The sequence below is a fragment of the Bacteroides faecalis genome (genome assembly GCF_003865075.1).
Lineage (GTDB): Bacteria > Bacteroidota > Bacteroidia > Bacteroidales > Bacteroidaceae > Bacteroides > Bacteroides faecalis.
Genome location: NZ_BHWB01000010.1, coordinates 17,821 through 35,401, shown reverse-complemented (window position 1 = coordinate 35,401; position 17,581 = coordinate 17,821). Strand labels below are relative to the sequence as shown.

At 38.9% G+C, this 17,581-nt stretch carries 15 protein-coding genes and 1 pseudogene; 8 read left to right on the top strand and 8 right to left on the bottom strand.

The features are described from left to right. Window positions 1-96: 96 nt before the first annotated feature. Window positions 97-1,422, top strand: coding sequence for a PhoH family protein (locus EJF25_RS16015; RefSeq protein ID WP_125041933.1), 1,326 nt, complete (start codon window positions 97-99; stop codon window positions 1,420-1,422). Window positions 1,423-1,508: 86 nt separating this feature from the next. On the opposite strand, the gene EJF25_RS16010 is transcribed toward EJF25_RS16015, so the two are convergent. From EJF25_RS16010 to EJF25_RS16000, 3 genes are read right to left on the bottom strand one after another with little or no spacing between them, the layout of a single operon-like run. Further along, on the bottom strand, window positions 1,509-2,486 hold the full coding sequence (locus EJF25_RS16010; protein ID WP_125041932.1) for a dihydroorotate dehydrogenase-like protein: 978 nt from the start codon (window positions 2,484-2,486) through the stop codon (window positions 1,509-1,511). A 15-nt stretch (window positions 2,487-2,501) separates the two neighbouring features. Further along, a complete protein-coding gene (locus EJF25_RS16005; RefSeq protein ID WP_125041931.1) occupies window positions 2,502-3,176 on the bottom strand; it encodes a YggS family pyridoxal phosphate-dependent enzyme in 675 nt (224 codons plus the stop codon). Window positions 3,177-3,182: 6 nt separating this feature from the next. Further along, window positions 3,183-3,662: a DUF4494 domain-containing protein gene (locus tag EJF25_RS16000; protein ID WP_125041930.1), complete on the bottom strand. Its 480-nt coding sequence runs from the start codon at window positions 3,660-3,662 to the stop codon at window positions 3,183-3,185. Between the two features lie 357 nt (window positions 3,663-4,019). Here EJF25_RS16000 and EJF25_RS15995 point away from each other — a divergent pair, with 357 nt between their 5' ends. Continuing rightward, entirely contained in the window at window positions 4,020-6,314 is a 2,295-nt protein-coding gene (locus EJF25_RS15995; protein WP_125041929.1) for an MFS transporter, read from the top strand. Window positions 6,315-6,438: 124 nt separating this feature from the next. On the opposite strand, the gene EJF25_RS15990 is transcribed toward EJF25_RS15995, so the two are convergent. After that, the gene (locus tag EJF25_RS15990) at window positions 6,439-7,008 is read right to left on the bottom strand and encodes an HdeD family acid-resistance protein (protein ID WP_125041928.1); all 570 of its coding nucleotides are present in this window, start codon (window positions 7,006-7,008) and stop codon (window positions 6,439-6,441) included. A 135-nt stretch (window positions 7,009-7,143) separates the two neighbouring features. Here EJF25_RS15990 and tpx point away from each other — a divergent pair, with 135 nt between their 5' ends. Both tpx and EJF25_RS15980 read left to right on the top strand, forming a co-directional pair. Then, window positions 7,144-7,644, top strand: a complete 501-nt coding sequence (gene tpx / locus EJF25_RS15985; RefSeq protein WP_025075788.1) for a thiol peroxidase — start codon at window positions 7,144-7,146, stop codon at window positions 7,642-7,644. A gap of 155 nt (window positions 7,645-7,799) precedes the next feature. After that, a complete protein-coding gene (locus EJF25_RS15980) occupies window positions 7,800-8,684 on the top strand; it encodes a DUF3078 domain-containing protein (protein ID WP_125041927.1) in 885 nt (294 codons plus the stop codon). A gap of 68 nt (window positions 8,685-8,752) precedes the next feature. Here the strand turns inward: EJF25_RS15980 and EJF25_RS15975 are convergent, their stop codons facing one another. The 4 genes from EJF25_RS15975 to EJF25_RS15960 form a co-directional block, all read right to left on the bottom strand. Further along, window positions 8,753-9,391 carry a DedA family protein gene (locus EJF25_RS15975; RefSeq protein WP_025075790.1) on the bottom strand — a complete coding sequence of 213 codons (639 nt, stop codon included), beginning with the start codon at window positions 9,389-9,391 and terminating at the stop codon, window positions 8,753-8,755. Window positions 9,392-9,422: 31 nt separating this feature from the next. Further along, entirely contained in the window at window positions 9,423-10,862 is a 1,440-nt protein-coding gene (locus EJF25_RS15970) for a tetratricopeptide repeat protein (protein ID WP_125041926.1), read from the bottom strand. Window positions 10,863-11,020: 158 nt separating this feature from the next. Further along, a complete protein-coding gene (locus tag EJF25_RS15965; RefSeq protein ID WP_125041925.1) occupies window positions 11,021-12,760 on the bottom strand; it encodes a glutamine--tRNA ligase/YqeY domain fusion protein in 1,740 nt (579 codons plus the stop codon). Between the two features lie 49 nt (window positions 12,761-12,809). After that, on the bottom strand, window positions 12,810-13,622 hold the full coding sequence (locus tag EJF25_RS15960; RefSeq protein ID WP_125041924.1) for a PstS family phosphate ABC transporter substrate-binding protein: 813 nt from the start codon (window positions 13,620-13,622) through the stop codon (window positions 12,810-12,812). A 175-nt stretch (window positions 13,623-13,797) separates the two neighbouring features. Between EJF25_RS15960 and pstC the strand changes: the two genes are divergently transcribed. From pstC to phoU, 4 genes and pseudogenes are all read left to right on the top strand, one after another. Further along, window positions 13,798-14,994: a phosphate ABC transporter permease subunit PstC gene (pstC, locus tag EJF25_RS15955; protein ID WP_125041923.1), complete on the top strand. Its 1,197-nt coding sequence runs from the start codon at window positions 13,798-13,800 to the stop codon at window positions 14,992-14,994. Between the two features lies 1 nt (window position 14,995). Beyond that, window positions 14,996-15,873, top strand: a pseudogene (pstA, locus tag EJF25_RS15950) (phosphate ABC transporter permease PstA). A 9-nt stretch (window positions 15,874-15,882) separates the two neighbouring features. Beyond that, a complete protein-coding gene (gene pstB / locus EJF25_RS15945; RefSeq protein ID WP_125041922.1) occupies window positions 15,883-16,641 on the top strand; it encodes a phosphate ABC transporter ATP-binding protein PstB in 759 nt (252 codons plus the stop codon). A gap of 48 nt (window positions 16,642-16,689) precedes the next feature. Beyond that, window positions 16,690-17,379, top strand: coding sequence for a phosphate signaling complex protein PhoU (gene phoU, locus EJF25_RS15940; RefSeq protein ID WP_125041921.1), 690 nt, complete (start codon window positions 16,690-16,692; stop codon window positions 17,377-17,379). Window positions 17,380-17,581: the final 202 nt, after the last annotated feature.

Here is a 17,581-nt window from a genome sequence, read left to right as displayed (position 1 = left end):
CCCGGTAATTTGTTTATCTTTAGAACCATCAATCAGTCATTACACAAGTGATTGATGAATGAGATTGCAAATATCAACATTAAAATCTAAGAAATCATGGGAACCAAGAAAAATTTTGTATTAGACACGAACGTTATTCTTCACGACTATAATTGTTTGAAGAATTTTCAGGAAAATGATATTTATCTCCCTATTGTTGTATTGGAAGAACTGGATAAGTTCAAAAAAGGAAATGAACAAATAAATTATAATGCTCGTGAGTTTGTTCGCGAACTGGATACATTGACTGATGATGATCTTTTCTCTAAAGGAGTGAAATTGGGTGAAGGCATGGGGCGTCTGTTTATTGTGACTGGACATGTGGAAGCTCCTAAAGTGCAGGAATCGTTTCCAGTAAAGAAACCGGACCATTTGATTTTGGCAGTGGCTGAATATCTGGCAGCAAAGAATCCGAAAGTAAAAACGGTCCTGGTGACAAAAGATGTAAATCTGCGTATGAAGGCGCGTTCTATTGGTATTCTTTGCGAAGATTATATTACGGATAAGGTGCTCAATGTGGATATCTTTGAAAAGTCGAATGAGATATTTGATAATGTAGATCCTGCATTAATCGACCGTATCTATTCTTCAAAAGAGGGAATCGATCTGGGAGAATTTGATTTTAAAGATTTGGTTCACCCTAATGAATGTTTTATTCTAAAGAGTGATAGAAATAGTGTATTGGCACGATATAATCCTTTCACACATACCATTACTCGGGTAACGAAAGCACGTAACTATGGGATTGAGCCACGTAATGCCGAACAAAGTTTTGCTTTTGAAATTTTGAATGATCCGAACGTGAAGTTGGTGGCACTGACAGGAAAAGCAGGAACCGGTAAAACGTTATTGGCTCTTGCCGCAGCTTTAGGTAAATTGACGGAATACAAACAGATTTTATTGGCTCGTCCCGTAGTAGCTCTTTCTAATAAGGATATAGGTTTCCTCCCGGGTGATGCTCAGGAAAAGGTGGCTCCTTATATGCAACCTTTATTTGATAACTTGAATGTGATTAAACGTCAGTTTGCTTCTAATTCAAATGAGGTGAAGCGGATTGAGGATATGCAGAAGAGTGAGCAACTGGTTATTGAAGCATTAGCCTTTATCCGGGGACGAAGCTTAAGTGAAATGTATTGTATTATTGATGAAGCTCAGAACTTAACTCCGAACGAAATAAAAACTATTATCACACGTGCCGGAGAAGGTACAAAAATGGTATTTACCGGTGATATACAGCAAATTGACCAGCCCTACCTAGATAGTCAATCCAATGGTTTGGTTTACATGATTGACCGTATGAAGGATCAAAACATCTTTGCACACGTCAATCTTGTGAAAGGTGAGCGAAGCGAACTTAGTGAATTAGCAAGCAACCTGCTGTAATTAAAAAAAGAAGAATGAAGAATTGGCTAGCGCTATAATGCTGCATAGTAATTCTTCATTCTTCATATTTAATTCTTCATTCAAATTTATTCTTTCTTTCCGAAGTATTTTAAGAATTGAGTACGTTCGAAAGTATTGATACCTTGTACATCTTTGGCATTCAGTTTTCCTTTGAACTGAGCAATTGTCTCAAATCCTTTTCGGTCCATCCAAGTGCTAAGGAAGCGTGTAGCTTCTCCGATAAACATATTGGTATTCTGGTAGATGGCACTGCAAACTTCCACAGCTGAAGCACCGGCCAGGATTGCTTTAACAACGGATTCCGGATCTGCTACCCCTCCAGAGGCTGCATAATCGATCTTGTCTATTGCAGAAGAGGCAATTCCAATCCAACGAAGTGGTGTGGAAAGAGCTGAGGCTGTACTGAATATTTCACCGGATGTATGCTCCATTTTCTCGATATTGATATCCGGTTGATAAAAACGGTTAAAGAGAACAACTGCAGCTGCACCGTTTGCATATAATTGATTAATTAATGCCACAGGATTACTTAAGTTATCACCAAGCTTCATGATTACCGGAATCTTGATTGTCTTTTTGATGTGAGATAAAATATCGATATGACGTTGTTCAAATGAACCGTATGTGTATTGTATATCCGATTGTAAAGCCAGTATATTGATTTCCAAAGCGTCGGCACCTGCCTCTTCAATGTGTTTGGCAAAGTCGATCCATTCGGAATCTGTATAACAATTAATACTGGCGATGATTGGAACGGAGCAAACTTCTTTGCTTTCTTTGATCAAAGCTAGATATTCAGATAACTTATGCTCGCGGATGTATTCTTCTAAATAGTCACTGCCTTCCGGATAGTAAGCGGGATCTTTCAACTGATCTGCTTCCATCAGAATTTGTTCTTCGAAAAGTGATTTCAGTACAATAGCACCTGCACCAGCATCGGCTAGTCTTTTATTTTTGCCAGCACTGTTGGTTAGCCCCGAGCTACCAATAACAATAGGGTTTCTAAGTGAAAGTCCTGCAAAAGTAGTTTTTAAATCGGCCATGGTAATTAAGATTGATTAATTATTGTAATTTCTTTCTCCGAAAATTTTGCTTCCTACACGTACCATTGTACTTCCTGCGGCAATCGCTTGGTGATAATCATGTGACATACCCATCGAGAGCTCGCGAAAGTGGGTTGAATCAGCAAACCAAGTTGTTTTTATTTCCTGAAAGAGTCTATCAAGTAAACGGAATTCACTGTCTATTTGTTCAGTATTATCTGTATTGCTAGCCATTCCCATAAGTCCGCAGAGACGTATATGGGAGAGTTCTTTCCATGCTCCTGCAGCTAACATTTCTTTGCATTCTTCTGGAGTAAATCCGAACTTGGTTTCTTCTCGGGCAACGTGAATTTGTAACAGGCAGTTCACTATGCGGTTTGCTTTGGCAGCTTGTTTGTTTACTTCCTCCAATAATTTATAAGTATCAATTCCATGTATCATTGCTACGTATGGTATCATGTATTTGATCTTGTTCGTTTGCAAATGTCCAATGAAATGCCACTCGATGTCTTTCGGCAAACTTTCGTATTTCGCTGTCATTTCCTGCACTTTGCTTTCTCCAAAAATACGCTGTCCCGCCTGATACGCTTCTTCTATCGCTTCATTGGGATGGAATTTTGAGACAGCAACTAGCCGGACTCCTTGGGGAAGTTCGGTTAGTACTTGCTTTAAATTGTCAGCAATACTCATGATTATTTATGCTTTATTAGGATCAAATTCCGGTTTATCATTAGGTTCGGCGCTATAAGGATATACATCCATAATAGCAGTTTCGGCTACTGAACCAATTTGATAATCTGCCATTGTACCTTTCATACCTTCATCCAGTTTCTTAACTGCATCGCGTAAGTCGGCAGCCTGCACCAATACTTGTGTAGAAGTCTTTTTCTCAGCACCGCTTTTCTCGTCAAGAGTGATAAAGATGAGTTTGCATTTGAACCAACGATCAGCACTTTCTTCATCACTGGAAAACAATTCGCTATAGTTGGCACGTTTGATATCCGAAACTGTGAACTCTCCTGATATAAACGGTGTCATCTCTTCAATAATACGTGCTTCTGCTTCCGTAAAACTAAGAGCATCAACAAGATAAGGTTCGGTTACTTTCTTTTGCATTCCATTCTCCATTACTTTTTCATAACGGATTTTACATTCGAACCATGTATGCATTGCCATAATCTTTTTTCTTTTTTTAAATTAATTGATTTATGTAAATTGGCTACAAATATAAGGAATAAAACCGAAAATTAGAGAGGAATAAAAAATAAACGAGTGATTTTGACGATGATTAAATTGTGTGAGCAGTGCTAATTCAAGTGATTAATATTGTAGTAAAAGGAATAGTATTTAAGTAAAGTTCTTTGTTTTTCAATATTTCCGTGCAAATAAATGAATAAAAATATCTGTATGTGCTAAGCTATCACTAATTTTGTCGAAATGGAATCTCTCAATTAAGAGCACAGAAGTTTCGCGATAAAAATAAATAATCACCAATAATTTGTTGTTATGTTGGAAAATGTAATTAGTGGGTGTATGGCAGAAGTTTCGAAAACAGTAGAGATTGACGTGGAGAACAATGGTTTATTAACTAATTTGTTACATGATGGTTATTATTCACTTGGAATATTTATAGCATTGCTTGCTATATTGGCGGTCATATTTAGCTTTAAAACTTCCCGGCGTTTTGTAATCAATCATTTAAAATACATCGCTCTGGCTATATTTCTTTTTGGGGTAATCCTCTACGGAATAGGATATAATGAAGAAAATTCCGGTTCCGAATGGAATTTTATTGCTTTGGGATTCCGATCTGTCTTGTCTTCATTAGAGATGTTTATTTCACACTCTGATCTGATAGAGGTCGATGAAGTATGGCATCATTGCCCAATCTATATGTCTGCTTTCTCTTTAGTTCATTTCTTGGCGGTGTTAGTGAGTGCTATATTTGTCGTTCAACTATTAGGTTTCCGTTTAATCTCATGGATTCGAATGATTATACTCTGGGTCCGGACAATCTTCGGTAAAAAACTGAATCTTTATATATTCTGGGGATTTAATGACATTTCATTCACTTTGGCCAGAGATATCATTGAGGTAGAGAGAGCCAAAAGAGAAAAATTGAAGAAAGAAAAACATAATAAGGTAGAGAACTATAAAATTATATTTGTCGCTCTGCCTTCGGAAGAAAGTGGCAGTCATCAAAGATTCACATTCAGCCATTTCTTTAGCGGAAGTTCACATGGAAAAAGCAAATTGGATAAATGTGAGAATCTTAATGCATTGGTGATCTATAGTAATAAAAATCTTTCGGCAGACGATGTAGTTGCTGAAGAAACTTCTAAAGAATGGACTCTCTTTAAGAGAGTTGGATTGAAAGTCCTTGGCAGACTGCTGAAAAAAGCTAATTCCGCAAAAATATTTTTCTTGTCTGATAATGAGGATGATAATATTAAATCAACTTTAATAATGCGATTGGCAGCCTCTAAAGGTGATGCCAGTTTACAAAACAAACCTATAAACATTTATTGTCATGCCAGACGTGATAACCAAAACGTTATTCTTGAGGATATGGCATTGGATGGAAATGAAACATCGAACATCACTGTACGCATAATAGATTCTTCTTATCTATCGGTACTATCATTGAAAATGAATCCGGCTTATCATCCGGTAAATTTTGTGAAGAAGGATACAAGTCGTGCTGTTGTTCAGTCGCCTTTCACAGCTTTAATTGTTGGCTTTGGTGAAACAGGGCGAGATACACTGAAATTCCTCTATGAGTTTGGGGCTTTTGTGGGAGAAGATGGACAAAAAAGTGCATTTAAATGTTATGCCATAGACCAGAATATGGATGCTTTGCGAGGCGACTTTTATATGAAAGCTCCCGCACTGGTTGGTAATAATGAAGTAGAACTTATTCAGTGTTCGAACCAGACACCACAGTTCTGGGATAAACTACGTGAGGTAATACATCAACTTAATTATGTAGTAATTGCTATTGGGGACGATCAGAAGAGTATATCATTTGCCATAAACTTGTATGAATTTGCTTGTCGATACAGGGAGAATAACTTAGAACATTTTAAAATTTTTGTCAGAAGCTCTTATAACTCAGAGAAAAGCATTCAATTGAAGGATATTGCGAGCTATTATAATCAAAGTAACCGGGAGAGTCTTGGAGAAATTATAATTTTTGGAACTACAAAAGAAGTGTTCACTTATGATATGGTAGTGAACGATAGAGTTAAAAAGGATGCAATGGGATTCTTGAATGTTTATGAAGATAAACCGGTAGCTGACATGGAGAGTCCTGAATATTCGAAACTCTGGAATAACAGGCATAATGTAAATACAACCATAGAAAAATATAGAAGTAAAAATAATCCTAAAGCCAAACCGACTATCAGGCACTTTGTTATCCAAGATATAAAGCGACAAGAATCTCAGGATATGGCGAATGTCTATCATGTGGTTACTAAGCTTCGGCTAGCAGGAATGTATGATGTTGGTTTAGATGAGTTAAATCGTATTTGTGAGTGTTTCTCTAGTAAAGTAGTAACAGATACAGGTATTAATTATCCTGATGCCAGCCAACAACTGAATGAGATGATGAAGAATCTTGCAAAATGTGAACATCTCCGTTGGAATGCTTCTCATGAGATGATGGGATATACTAGAAATGAAGATACAACTTCTGCCTATATCATAGCTCAGAAACATCATTGCCTGGTGGCATGGGATGAAATGGATAGTTTGAATTTGGGTAATTATAAAGAATACGACTACAAGGTAGTTGAAACAAGCTTTAGACTCAAAAAAGATAAATGATATCTCTTTTCATGGTTATTAGATTGATGGAGTGTTGCAGATACACAACGAATTCCTGAAAATAAACTAAGTAGCCGGAAATATTCACTGAATACTCCGGCTACAATAGAGAGATAGGATTAGCTTAGAGTTGTTTTCTTTTATGTATTCTTCTCAGTTCGAACGAAAGCATGACGCGGAAAAGTCCGATGATGAGAAAGGTGAAAGAAATCATATATACAGCATACAAAGCTCCGATGGCCGGTTGCCATAAAATTAATAAAGAACAGATAATGGCAAGAATACCAAATGCCATATACCATCCCCAATCTCGGGTACCATAACGTTTTAGATCAATGGAGTATCCGGTTGAAGAGAAGCCCCGGAACATAAGCCAGAAAGCAATGATAATTGGGATAACTTCCATGCTTACCATTGGATAAGCAATCAGGTAAACACCTAGAATGAAGTCTATGATACCTCCGACAATATACCATCCCCAGCTTGGAACTGTCTGTCGATTGCTAAGAGCAAAAATGATTTCCAGAATACCGCTGATTAGCATGGAGATGCTAAAAATAATACTTAGAGCCATGTAGCTGCTAAGAGGTGAGAACATAAGGCTTAGAGCCACGATGATATACACGATTCCTAATAGGAGAGAAGTCCACCAATTTTTCACTGAATCTTTAATCTCATTGAATACTGTTTCCATACATTTTTTATTTTAGATAAATACTTGATGATTTGTGGATGAATAACAAATTGATTTTAGAAAAGGTTTGCCTTTGAACATATTTAGACTTTCGATTGTTGTAATAATAAAGTAATTTAAAAATATAGATGCATTATGGCAACAACAAAATTCAAAGGACAACCGGTGAAACTGATCGGTGAATTTATACAAGTTGGTAAAGTAGCTCCTGATTTTGAGCTGGTGAAAACAGATTTATCTTCTTTCTCGCTGAAAGACCTAAATGGTAAAAATGTGATTCTAAATATTTTCCCAAGTCTGGATACAGGTGTTTGTGCTACATCAGTTCGCAAGTTCAACAAATTGGCTGCCGGTTTAAAAGATACAGTCGTGCTAGCTATTTCTAAAGATCTTCCTTTTGCACATGGACGTTTCTGTACAACAGAAGGAATTGAAAATGTGACGCCATTGTCGGATTTCCGTTTTTCTGATTTTGATGAGAGTTATGGTGTACGTATGGCAGATGGTCCATTAGCTGGATTGCTGGCACGTGCAGTAGTCGTGATAGGAAAAGATGGAAAAGTAGCTTATACGGAGTTGGTTCCGGAAATTACTCAGGAACCCGATTATGATAAAGCATTAGCTGCTGTGAAATAAATAATTTCATTTCTTATTTGTTCTTCAACAAGAACAAACAATAGATCTTAAAATTTTTGACCTAATAAGAACTTGTATATCGATTTTGCTTTTAGCAAATTCAACGGCTCTTATTAGGTCGTGTGTTTTTATACTAAACCTCAACTATATATTATATGAATAAAATGCAATCTCTTTTCATCGCTCTTGTATGCTTGAGCGCTGGAGTTTTATCGGCCCAAACGGTTGATACAACAAATACTTCTCCTTGGACAAAAGAAGGATTTGCCGGATTGAAGATGACACAGGTGAGCCTTACAAACTGGGCGGCCGGAGGCGATAATTCCATTGCTTTTGATTTACAAGGTGCTTATCAGGCTAATTATAAGAAAGGAAAACATTTGTGGAATAACCGTATCGAACTGTCTTACGGATTGAATAAAACCGGTGAGGATGGCATGAGAAAAGCAAATGATAAAATCTACTTGAATACGAATTATGGGTATTCGATAGCTAAAAACTGGTATGCCAGTGCATTTGCGACTTTTCAAACTCAATTTTCACCCGGATATGATTATAAAGTGAATAAGGATGTGGCTATTTCTGAGTTTATGTCTCCTGCTTATCTAACTACCGGTCTTGGTTTCACCTATGATCCGGGTAAGATATTCACTGTTGTATTGTCTCCTGCCGCATGGCGTGGAACATTTGTGCTGAATGATCGTTTGTCCGATGAAGGAGCATATGGAGTCGATCCCGGTAAACATCTACTTTCGAGTTTTGGTGCTAACCTGAAAGGGGAGGTAAACTATGAGTTTCTGAAAAATATGACAGTATATTCACGTCTGGAACTATATTCGGATTATTTGCATAAACCTTTGAATATAGATGTGAACTGGGAAGTACAGGTGAATATGATTATCAATAAATGGTTCTCAACTACATTGACCACTAATTTGATGTACGATGATGACGTGAAAATTGTACAGAAAGACGGTAGTAAAGGATCAAGAGTCCAGTTTAAGGAAATATTAGGCGTGGGAGTTCAGTTTAATTTCTAACTCAATTGAATAAAAAAGAGGTGTCAAAAGTGCATGGATGTTATAATGTAGCTTTTGACACTTTTCTTTTATTTTTTCTTCAATGCTTTGTAAGCCAGGAATCCTACGATAAATACTCCGATTGCAATAAAGCAATAACCAATCTCGTGGCTGTATTCCGTAACTTTAGCAATCAGTTGTTCTTCGCTTTCAATGCCCGGTACGGTAGAAAGATAGTATCCGATGATTGCCAGAATCGTATTCCATAATCCGGCTCCTAATGTTGTATAAATCAGGAAGGTGGATAATTTCATTTTTGCCAGACCAGCCGGGATGGAGATTAATTGGCGTACTGCCGGAATTAAACGTCCGATGAAAGTGGATAAAGCACCATGTTGGTCAAAATATACTTCTGCGTGATGAACCTTAGCTTCATCAATCAGGCACATATGTCCGATGCGACTGTTTGCGAACTTGTAAATGATGGGACGTCCCAACCATTTAGCCAGAAAGTAATTGATTAATGCTCCGATATTGGCTCCGATAGTAGCGAATAAAACTACCAGGTAAATATTGAGTTCTTCATTAACTGCTGCTTTGTATGCAGCGGGAGGAATGACCACTTCAGAGGGAAAAGGGATAAAAGAGCTTTCGATGGTCATTAATAAAGTGATGGTCCAATAATTGAGGTGATCCAGACACCATTGGATAAAAGCTACTGATTCCATACGTTTTACTAATTGTTTTTGATGAATTGAATTATTTATTTCCTTTTTCTTTCTTCATACGTTCCCATACTTCTTTAAGTATCTGTTCTCCTTCTTCGGTGCGATCGTAAGGCTGAGATAACAAGTCTGAAATCATATCCTCATTGATCGGATGAGTAGTCTCATTATTGTAACGGAAAAAATCATCGACTCTACCTTCTATCAAGGCTAGAGCAGCTAGTTTTCCTGCAACATTTTCATACTTAGGATTTATGTTATACACTTTTTCATAGCAAATCTTTGCTTGGGGCAACATCTCTTCATCTGAATAAGCTGTAGCAACCTGAAACCACATTTCTGCGTTGGAGTCACCATTCAAAGCAACTTTGAAAGCATTAAAGGCTTCTTGATCTTTTCCTTCTTTCAGATAGATTTTTCCCTCAGTGAGATCGACCATTGGTTCGCTGGGATTGATTTCTCTTGCTCTTGCACACATCTCATGTGCCTCTTCATGGTTACCCAATTCAAAGGTAGCCAGAGCGGCGTTAGTATAAGTATCTACCAATAATGGAGAATTACCGTCTCCTTTTTCTTTAAAAAGCCGGATCACTTCAAGATAGCATTGATCAGCATTTGACCAATCTTCTTTGTTGGTATACGCCATTCCAATGAACATGTTTCCTACTTCAGGAGCAATAGCCTTGTATTCGATCGCCTTTTGATAGTCGGCAATTGCTGCATCGGAATTGTTCAGGTAAAAGTAACTATGGGCACGATACGCATAGGCTTCTCCGAATTTCTCATTAGCAGCCAGTGCAAAGTCACAGGCTTCAATTGCTTTTTCGCTATTCTCTATGATAAAATAGCATTTGGCTAGTCCCACCCAATAAGAGGCATTGTAGGGATCAACGTCAATCAGTTGATTGTATTGGATGATGGCGGCCTCGGTCTGGTTGGTTGCAGCAAGGTAATCGGCAGTTACTGCGATAAAATCTTCTTCATTTCCAAACGTTTTTTTCCCATTATCCAACCATTCTTTGGCACATTCGGGATAGCCCATATCCAGATAAAGGTAGACGATATTGATTATTGTTTCCAGTTCATCGGCTTCCTCTACCGTATTTATTATATATTGAGCGGCTTCCAGCTGACCTTCAGTAAGTAGTAGTTCAGCTTTCAGCATCTTCACTTCTGTATTATATTCTTCTGTGATGCTACTGGCTATTTCTTTCGCTTCCTGTATCTTTTGTGTATCCAAATAAAGGTAAGCTTGCTCTACCAAGAGATCCGTATTTTCAGGATGCAGGTAAAGACCGTAATTGATGACTTCCTGTGCTTCATTGAATCTTCGTTCAAATGCATATCGGTCGGCAATGTCGGCGAATTGGTCTCCGTCCAAATAAATTTGGTGGTTTTCGGCTTTTGCCGTTTCATATTGTTCGATCAGTTTGTTTACCTCCTGATCATCGGACGGTGAATTTTTTCTCCCCATTCTAATTTTTTTTAATTTAATTTTCCAGAAGCGGATAACACGGAGGACGCGGATATTATCATTAAATAATCCGTGCAATCCGTGTCATCAACATCTGGTAATGGTGAAATATCACTTAGTGACATATTCCATATCTGAGATGAGCCTAAAAGGCTTAATTATTTATTAATCTTACCCCAAGTATCTTTCAAACCAACTGTACGGTTGAATATCAGTTTCTCAGGAGTTGAATCTTTATCCACATTGAAATAACCGATACGTTGGAACTGCAAATATGAAAGAGCAGGTAAGGTAGCTGCAAATTTCTCGATATAGCAGTTAGGCAACACTTTCAGTGAATCAGGATTGATAATTTCCTTCATTGCTTCCAGTGCATCACAGTTTTTGGCTTCGCGGATAGCAGCCAGTTCATCACGAGGATTCTCTACTTTCCAGAGACGGTCGTACAGACGTACTTCGGCTGTCAGGCAGTGATCGCAACTAACCCAATGAAGTGTACCTTTCACTTTACGGTTTGCATCGGGCATACCGCTACGAGTGTTCGGATCATATTCACAATATACTTCGGTAACGACCCCATTCTCGTCTTTCTTACATCCGGTACATTTTACAATATAGGCATTTTTAAGGCGGACTTCCTGTCCCGGAGTCATACGGAAATACTTTTTGGGAGCATCTTCCATGAAATCTTCACGTTCCATCCACAGTTCACGACTAAACTCAATCGTGTGGCTTCCTGATTCCGGATCTTCCGGATTATTGATAGCTTCCAGATGTTCTACTTGTCCTTCAGGATAATTGGTGATAACCAGTTTCACCGGATTCAAAACGGCAGACACCCGAATGGCACGACTGTTCAAGTCTTCACGTACTGAGCTTTCGAGCAATGCGATATCATTTAATGCATCGTATGTGGTATAACCGATTTTATCAATAAATTTATGGATAGATTCCGGAGAATAACCACGACGGCGGAAACCGCAGATAGTCGGCATACGGGGATCATCCCAGGCACTAACCAAACCTTCTTTGACCAAAGTCAGTAGATTACGTTTACTCATCAACGTGTAGCTGAGGTTCAGTTTGTTGAACTCAGTCTGACGGGGACGGTTATCGTTCAGGTCTTTTCCTTCTTTCAACCAGTCGATGAAGAGATCGTAAAGTGGGCGGTGTACGACGAATTCGAGTGTACACAATGAGTGAGTAACTCCCTCGAAGAAGTCACTTTGTCCATGTGCGAAGTCATACATCGGGTATGCTTTCCAGGTAGTACCGGTACGGTGATGCGGATGCTTTACGACACGATAGATAATCGGGTCGCGGAAGTGCATATTCGGATTCGCCATGTCTATTTTAGCGCGGAGCACCATTGCACCTTCTTCTATTTCACCGGTATTCATCTTTTTGAAGAGCTCGAGGCTTTCTTCTATCGGACGGTTACGGTAAGGGCTTTCTACACCAGCTTGTGTAGGAGTACCTTTTTGTTGGGCAATCTGTTCAGCAGATTGTTCGTCAATATATGCTTTTCCCTCTTGGATAAGGCGGATGGCAAAGTCCCATAATTGCTGGAAGTAGTCGGAAGCATAATATTCGTTTCCCCATTTGTAGCCTAGCCATTGAATATCTTCTTTGATGGCTTCTACATATTCTACATCCTCTTTTGTAGGGTTTGTGTCGTCGAAACGAAGATTACATACACCGCCATGTTTTTCAGCGATGCCGAAATCAAGGCAAATAGCTTTTGCATGACCGATGTGAAGGTATCCGTTTGGTTCCGGTGGAAAACGAGTCTGTACTTTTCCACCATTTTTACCTTCTCTCAAATCCTTTTCTACTCCCTGTTCAATGAAGTTCAGGCTTTTCTTTTCACCTGCTTCTTCGTTTTTAATATCTGTCATAACGGTAAATATAAACTGTCTATTAGGCTACAAAAGTAGGATATTTTTTTCATTTAACAGGGATATAACCGCTCTTTTTTATAATGTCTTGCCCTTGGGATGACAGAATGAACTGAAGTAGAGGATCAACTTGATCTTTATTTTTCACATTGTAGTAATAATAGAGAGGACGAACAATGGGGTAAGATTTGTTTGTAGCATTTTCTACCGACGGAGTGGCATAGTGAGTATCATCGTAAGAGACGGATAGAGTTTTGATACGTGGAGATACGTATGCCAACCCTACATAGCCGATAGCTCCTTTAGTTTGACTAACAGATTGGATGATGGCTCCGGTTGCCGGCATTGAGAGACTTCCCGCCATGTAATTCTTATTTTTGAGAACACTTTCTTTGAAAAATTCATAAGTTCCGGAGGATGTTTCTCGGGAATAAACTACGATCTTCTGATCTTTTCCTCCTACTTGTTTCCAATTAGTGATTTTTCCGCGGAAGATGTCTTCCAGCTGTTTCCGTGTCAGTTGTTTGACAGGATTCGAAGGATGGACCACCACTGCAAGGGCATCGTAGGCAACGATCACTTCTTCCACTTCTTCACCAGCTTCTTTGATCTTCATTTTCTCACTGAATTTAATGGGACGTGAAGCCATTGCAATATCGGTTGTGTTATCCATCAAAGCAGAGATTCCGACTCCCGTACCTCCTCCGGTAACAGTTACACGACTGTCAGAGTGTTGTTTCATAAACTGCTCGGCTGTTTGTTGGGCAACGGGGAGAACTGTATCACTACCTTTGATTCGTTGTGCATGGGCAGTAAGCGATAAAAAAGCAAGAACAATTACTAAGATTCCTTTTGATTTCATATGATTTGTTTTTTTACTGATGCAAATAAAACAATCGGATGTTACATTTGTATTGCAATATATTTGTTAATGAAAGTTGTAACAGAAATGTAACATGTTTGAAACACTTCCTTCAAACGTTAGTCACACTGCCTTAACAAAGAGTCTTTTACTTTGCATCAGAAATCATTAAGGTATGAAGAAGATTCTGGATAAAATTATAGAGGGTGTTTTGACTTGTAGCGGCTTTGTAACAAGTATTACAATCTTTCTGATTATACTCTTTCTGTTCACAGAGGCCTTTGGGCTTTTCAAAAGTAAGGTGATCGAAGAAGGGTATGTACTGGCTCTCAATAAGAGTAATAAGGTAAGTGCGTTGAGTCCTGCTCAAATAAAAGATATTTTCGATGAAGAGATAACAAATTGGAAAGAACTCGGAGGGGAAAATCTTCCTATCTGCGTTTTTCGTTTGGAAGATATTACTCAGTATTATTCGGAAGAAGAACTTGGACCGGTGTATGAATATGCCGGTTCGAAGATTACCGAACTGGTAGAAAAGATACCGGGAATTGTAGCATTTGTTCCGCAACGTTTTATTACCCAGCCCGACAAGGTAAACTTTATCGAGGATAATACTATTTCGTTGAAGGATGTATTTGCCGGAGCAGAATGGTTTCCTACTGCTACTCCGGCGGCACAATTTGGATTTCTTCCTCTGATAACCGGTACGCTTTGGGTAAGTTTGTTTGCCATTCTGTTTGCTTTACCTTTCGGGCTTTCCGTTTCTATCTATATGTCAGAGGTCGCTAATCCGAGAGTACGTAACTGGCTAAAACCGATAATAGAGCTTCTGAGTGGAATTCCTTCCGTTGTTTATGGTTTTTTCGGATTGATTGTGATCGTACCGTTAATTCAGAAACTATTTGATTTACCGGTAGGAGAGAGTGGATTGGCAGGGAGTATTGTTTTGGCGATTATGGCGTTACCAACCATTATTACGGTCACAGAAGATGCAATGCGCAACTGCCCCCGTTCGATGAGGGAAGCCAGCTTGGCATTAGGAGCTTCGCAATGGCAGACTATCTATAAGGTTGTAATTCCTTATTCCATATCCGGAATCACTTCAGGAGTCGTGCTAGGCATTGGGCGTGCAATAGGTGAGACAATGGCTGTGTTGATGGTGACGGGAAATGCTGCGGTGATCCCCACTACAATTCTTGAACCACTTCGTACTATCCCCGCCACTATTGCAGCTGAGTTGGGGGAGGCTCCAGCCGGAGGACCACACTATCAGGCTTTATTCTTGTTGGGCGTGGTATTGTTCTTTATCACTTTAATCATCAACTTTAGTGTGGAATATATTTCCTCTAAGGGAGTAAAATGTAGTAAGTAGTATGGAAATAAAAAGTAATAAAAGAGCCAAACGCCGTTCGCAGAAGTTAGCATTCGGAATTTTTCGATTATTAAGTCTGTGTATTGTTCTGATTTTGTTTGCCATTCTCGGTTTCATTATATATAAGGGTATCGGGGCTATCAGTTGGGAGTTTATCACTTCGGCTCCTACCGATGGAATGACGGGAGGAGGTATTTGGCCAGCCATTGTCGGTACGTTCTACCTGATGGTGGGAAGTGCGTTATTTGCTTTCCCCATAGGCGTAATGAGCGGAATTTATATGAATGAATATGCCCCGAAAGGGAAGTTGGTACGTTTTATACGTGTAATGACAAATAACTTGAGCGGCATTCCTTCTATTGTATTTGGTTTATTCGGTATGGTATTGTTTGTCAATTATATGGGTTTTGGAGATAGTATCCTTGCGGGTTCATTGACATTGGGACTACTTTGTGTTCCTTTGGTGATCCGAACCACCGAAGAGGCATTGAAAGCAATACCTGACAGTATGCGGGAAGGAAGTCGCGCATTAGGAGCCACTAAATTGCAGACTATATGGCATGTGATTTTACCGATGGGGTTGCCTAATATTATAACAGGATTAATATCTCTGCCTTGGGACGTGTTTCTGGAGAAACGGCACCGATTCTATTCACTTGTGCCGCCTATTTCCTACCACACTTACCAACAAGCATTTTTGATCAATGTATGGCATTGCCTTATCATTTATATGTGATATCAACAAGTGGAACAAACATGGAAGCACAGTTACCTCTGGCTTATGGTACAGCCTTAGTGTTGATTGTTATTATCTTGTTGGTCAATCTGCTGGCAAATGCATTAAGAAAATATTTTGAGAAAAGAGTAAAAATGAACTAACGAAGCGATATGAGTACAATAAAAATAGATGTGCGGGATGTGAATTTCTGGTATGGTGACTTTCAGGCATTGAAGGGCATTAATATGGAAATAGAAGAAAAATCGGTAGTGGCTTTTATTGGTCCTTCCGGTTGTGGAAAGTCCACTTTTCTGCGGCTTTTCAACCGGATGAATGATTTAATTCCCGGTAGCCGACTGGAGGGAGAAATTTTGATTGACGGGCAGAATATATATTCTAAAAGAGTGGAAGTAGATGAACTACGCAGAAATGTAGGAATGGTATTTCAGCGTCCTAACCCTTTTCCGAAAAGTATTTTTGAGAATGTAGCATACGGGCTTCGCGTCAATGGGGTTAAGGATAATGCTTTTATCCGTCAGCGAGTGGAAGAAACCTTGAAAGGAGCAGCACTTTGGGAGGAAGTGAAAGATAAGTTGAAAGAATCGGCTTTTGCTTTATCCGGTGGTCAGCAACAACGCCTTTGCATAGCTCGTGCTATGGCGGTATCCCCTTCGGTTTTATTGATGGATGAACCTGCTTCAGCCCTCGATCCTATTTCTACTGCTAAAGTAGAAGAGTTGATTCATGAGTTGAAAAAGGAGTATACCATCGTAATCGTGACTCACAATATGCAACAGGCAGCACGTATCAGTGATAAGACCGCTTTCTTTTATATGGGACAAATGGTGGAATTTGGAGATACAAAGCGTGTCTTTACGAATCCGGAGAAGGAAGCTACACAGAACTATATCACAGGGCGTTTCGGATGATAGAAGAATAAATATAAATAAGTGATACACCTAAAGAAAAACAGAATTATGGTAAAGTTTATAGAATCGGAATTGGTTTTGCTCAAGAAAGAAGTCGATGAAATGTGGACGTTGGTTTATAACCAGCTCGATCGTGCCGGAGAGTCTGTACTTACACTCGATAAAGAATTGGCACAACAGGTGATTGTCCGCGAACGACGGGTGAATGCTTTTGAGTTGAAAATAGATAGTGATGTGGAGGATATTATTGCATTGTACAATCCGGTAGCGATTGATCTGCGTTTTGTATTGGCAATGCTGAAGATTAATACGAATTTGGAACGTTTGGGGGATTTTGCAGAAGGGATTGCCCGCTTTGTATTGAGATGTAAAGAGCCTGCTTTGGACCCGGACTTACTAAAACAACTGGGATTGGAAGAGATGTTGGCAGAAGTACGGTTTATGCTCGAACTTGCCAAACGTGCTCTGAATGAAGAGAGTTTGGAACTGGCAACTGCTGTCTTTGCCAAAGACAACTTATTGGATGATATTAACGCGAACGTAACTGAAATATTAGCTGACTATATCAGCAAACACCCGGAAAACATACATTCTTGCCTTGATCTCGTTGGTGTATTCCGTAAATTGGAACGTTCCGGTGACCACATTACCAATATTGCCGAAGAAATTGTGTTCTTTATCGATGCAAAAGTGTTAAAACATAGTGGAAAAACAGACGAAAACTATCCAATTAAATAAGTTTCTGCGACTTTTTAAACAAAAATTAGTGCTACTTAAAAAAAAGTCATATATTTGTTCCCTGTAACGAGCAAGTTACAGGGGTTTTGCTGTAAATGATAATAAATCCAAAGAAATTTCAAAAAGATGTTATAAGACATGTTTTATAATTTGGAGAGTAACGGTAAAAGCACCTATATTTGCAACGTTATCCTGAAAACAA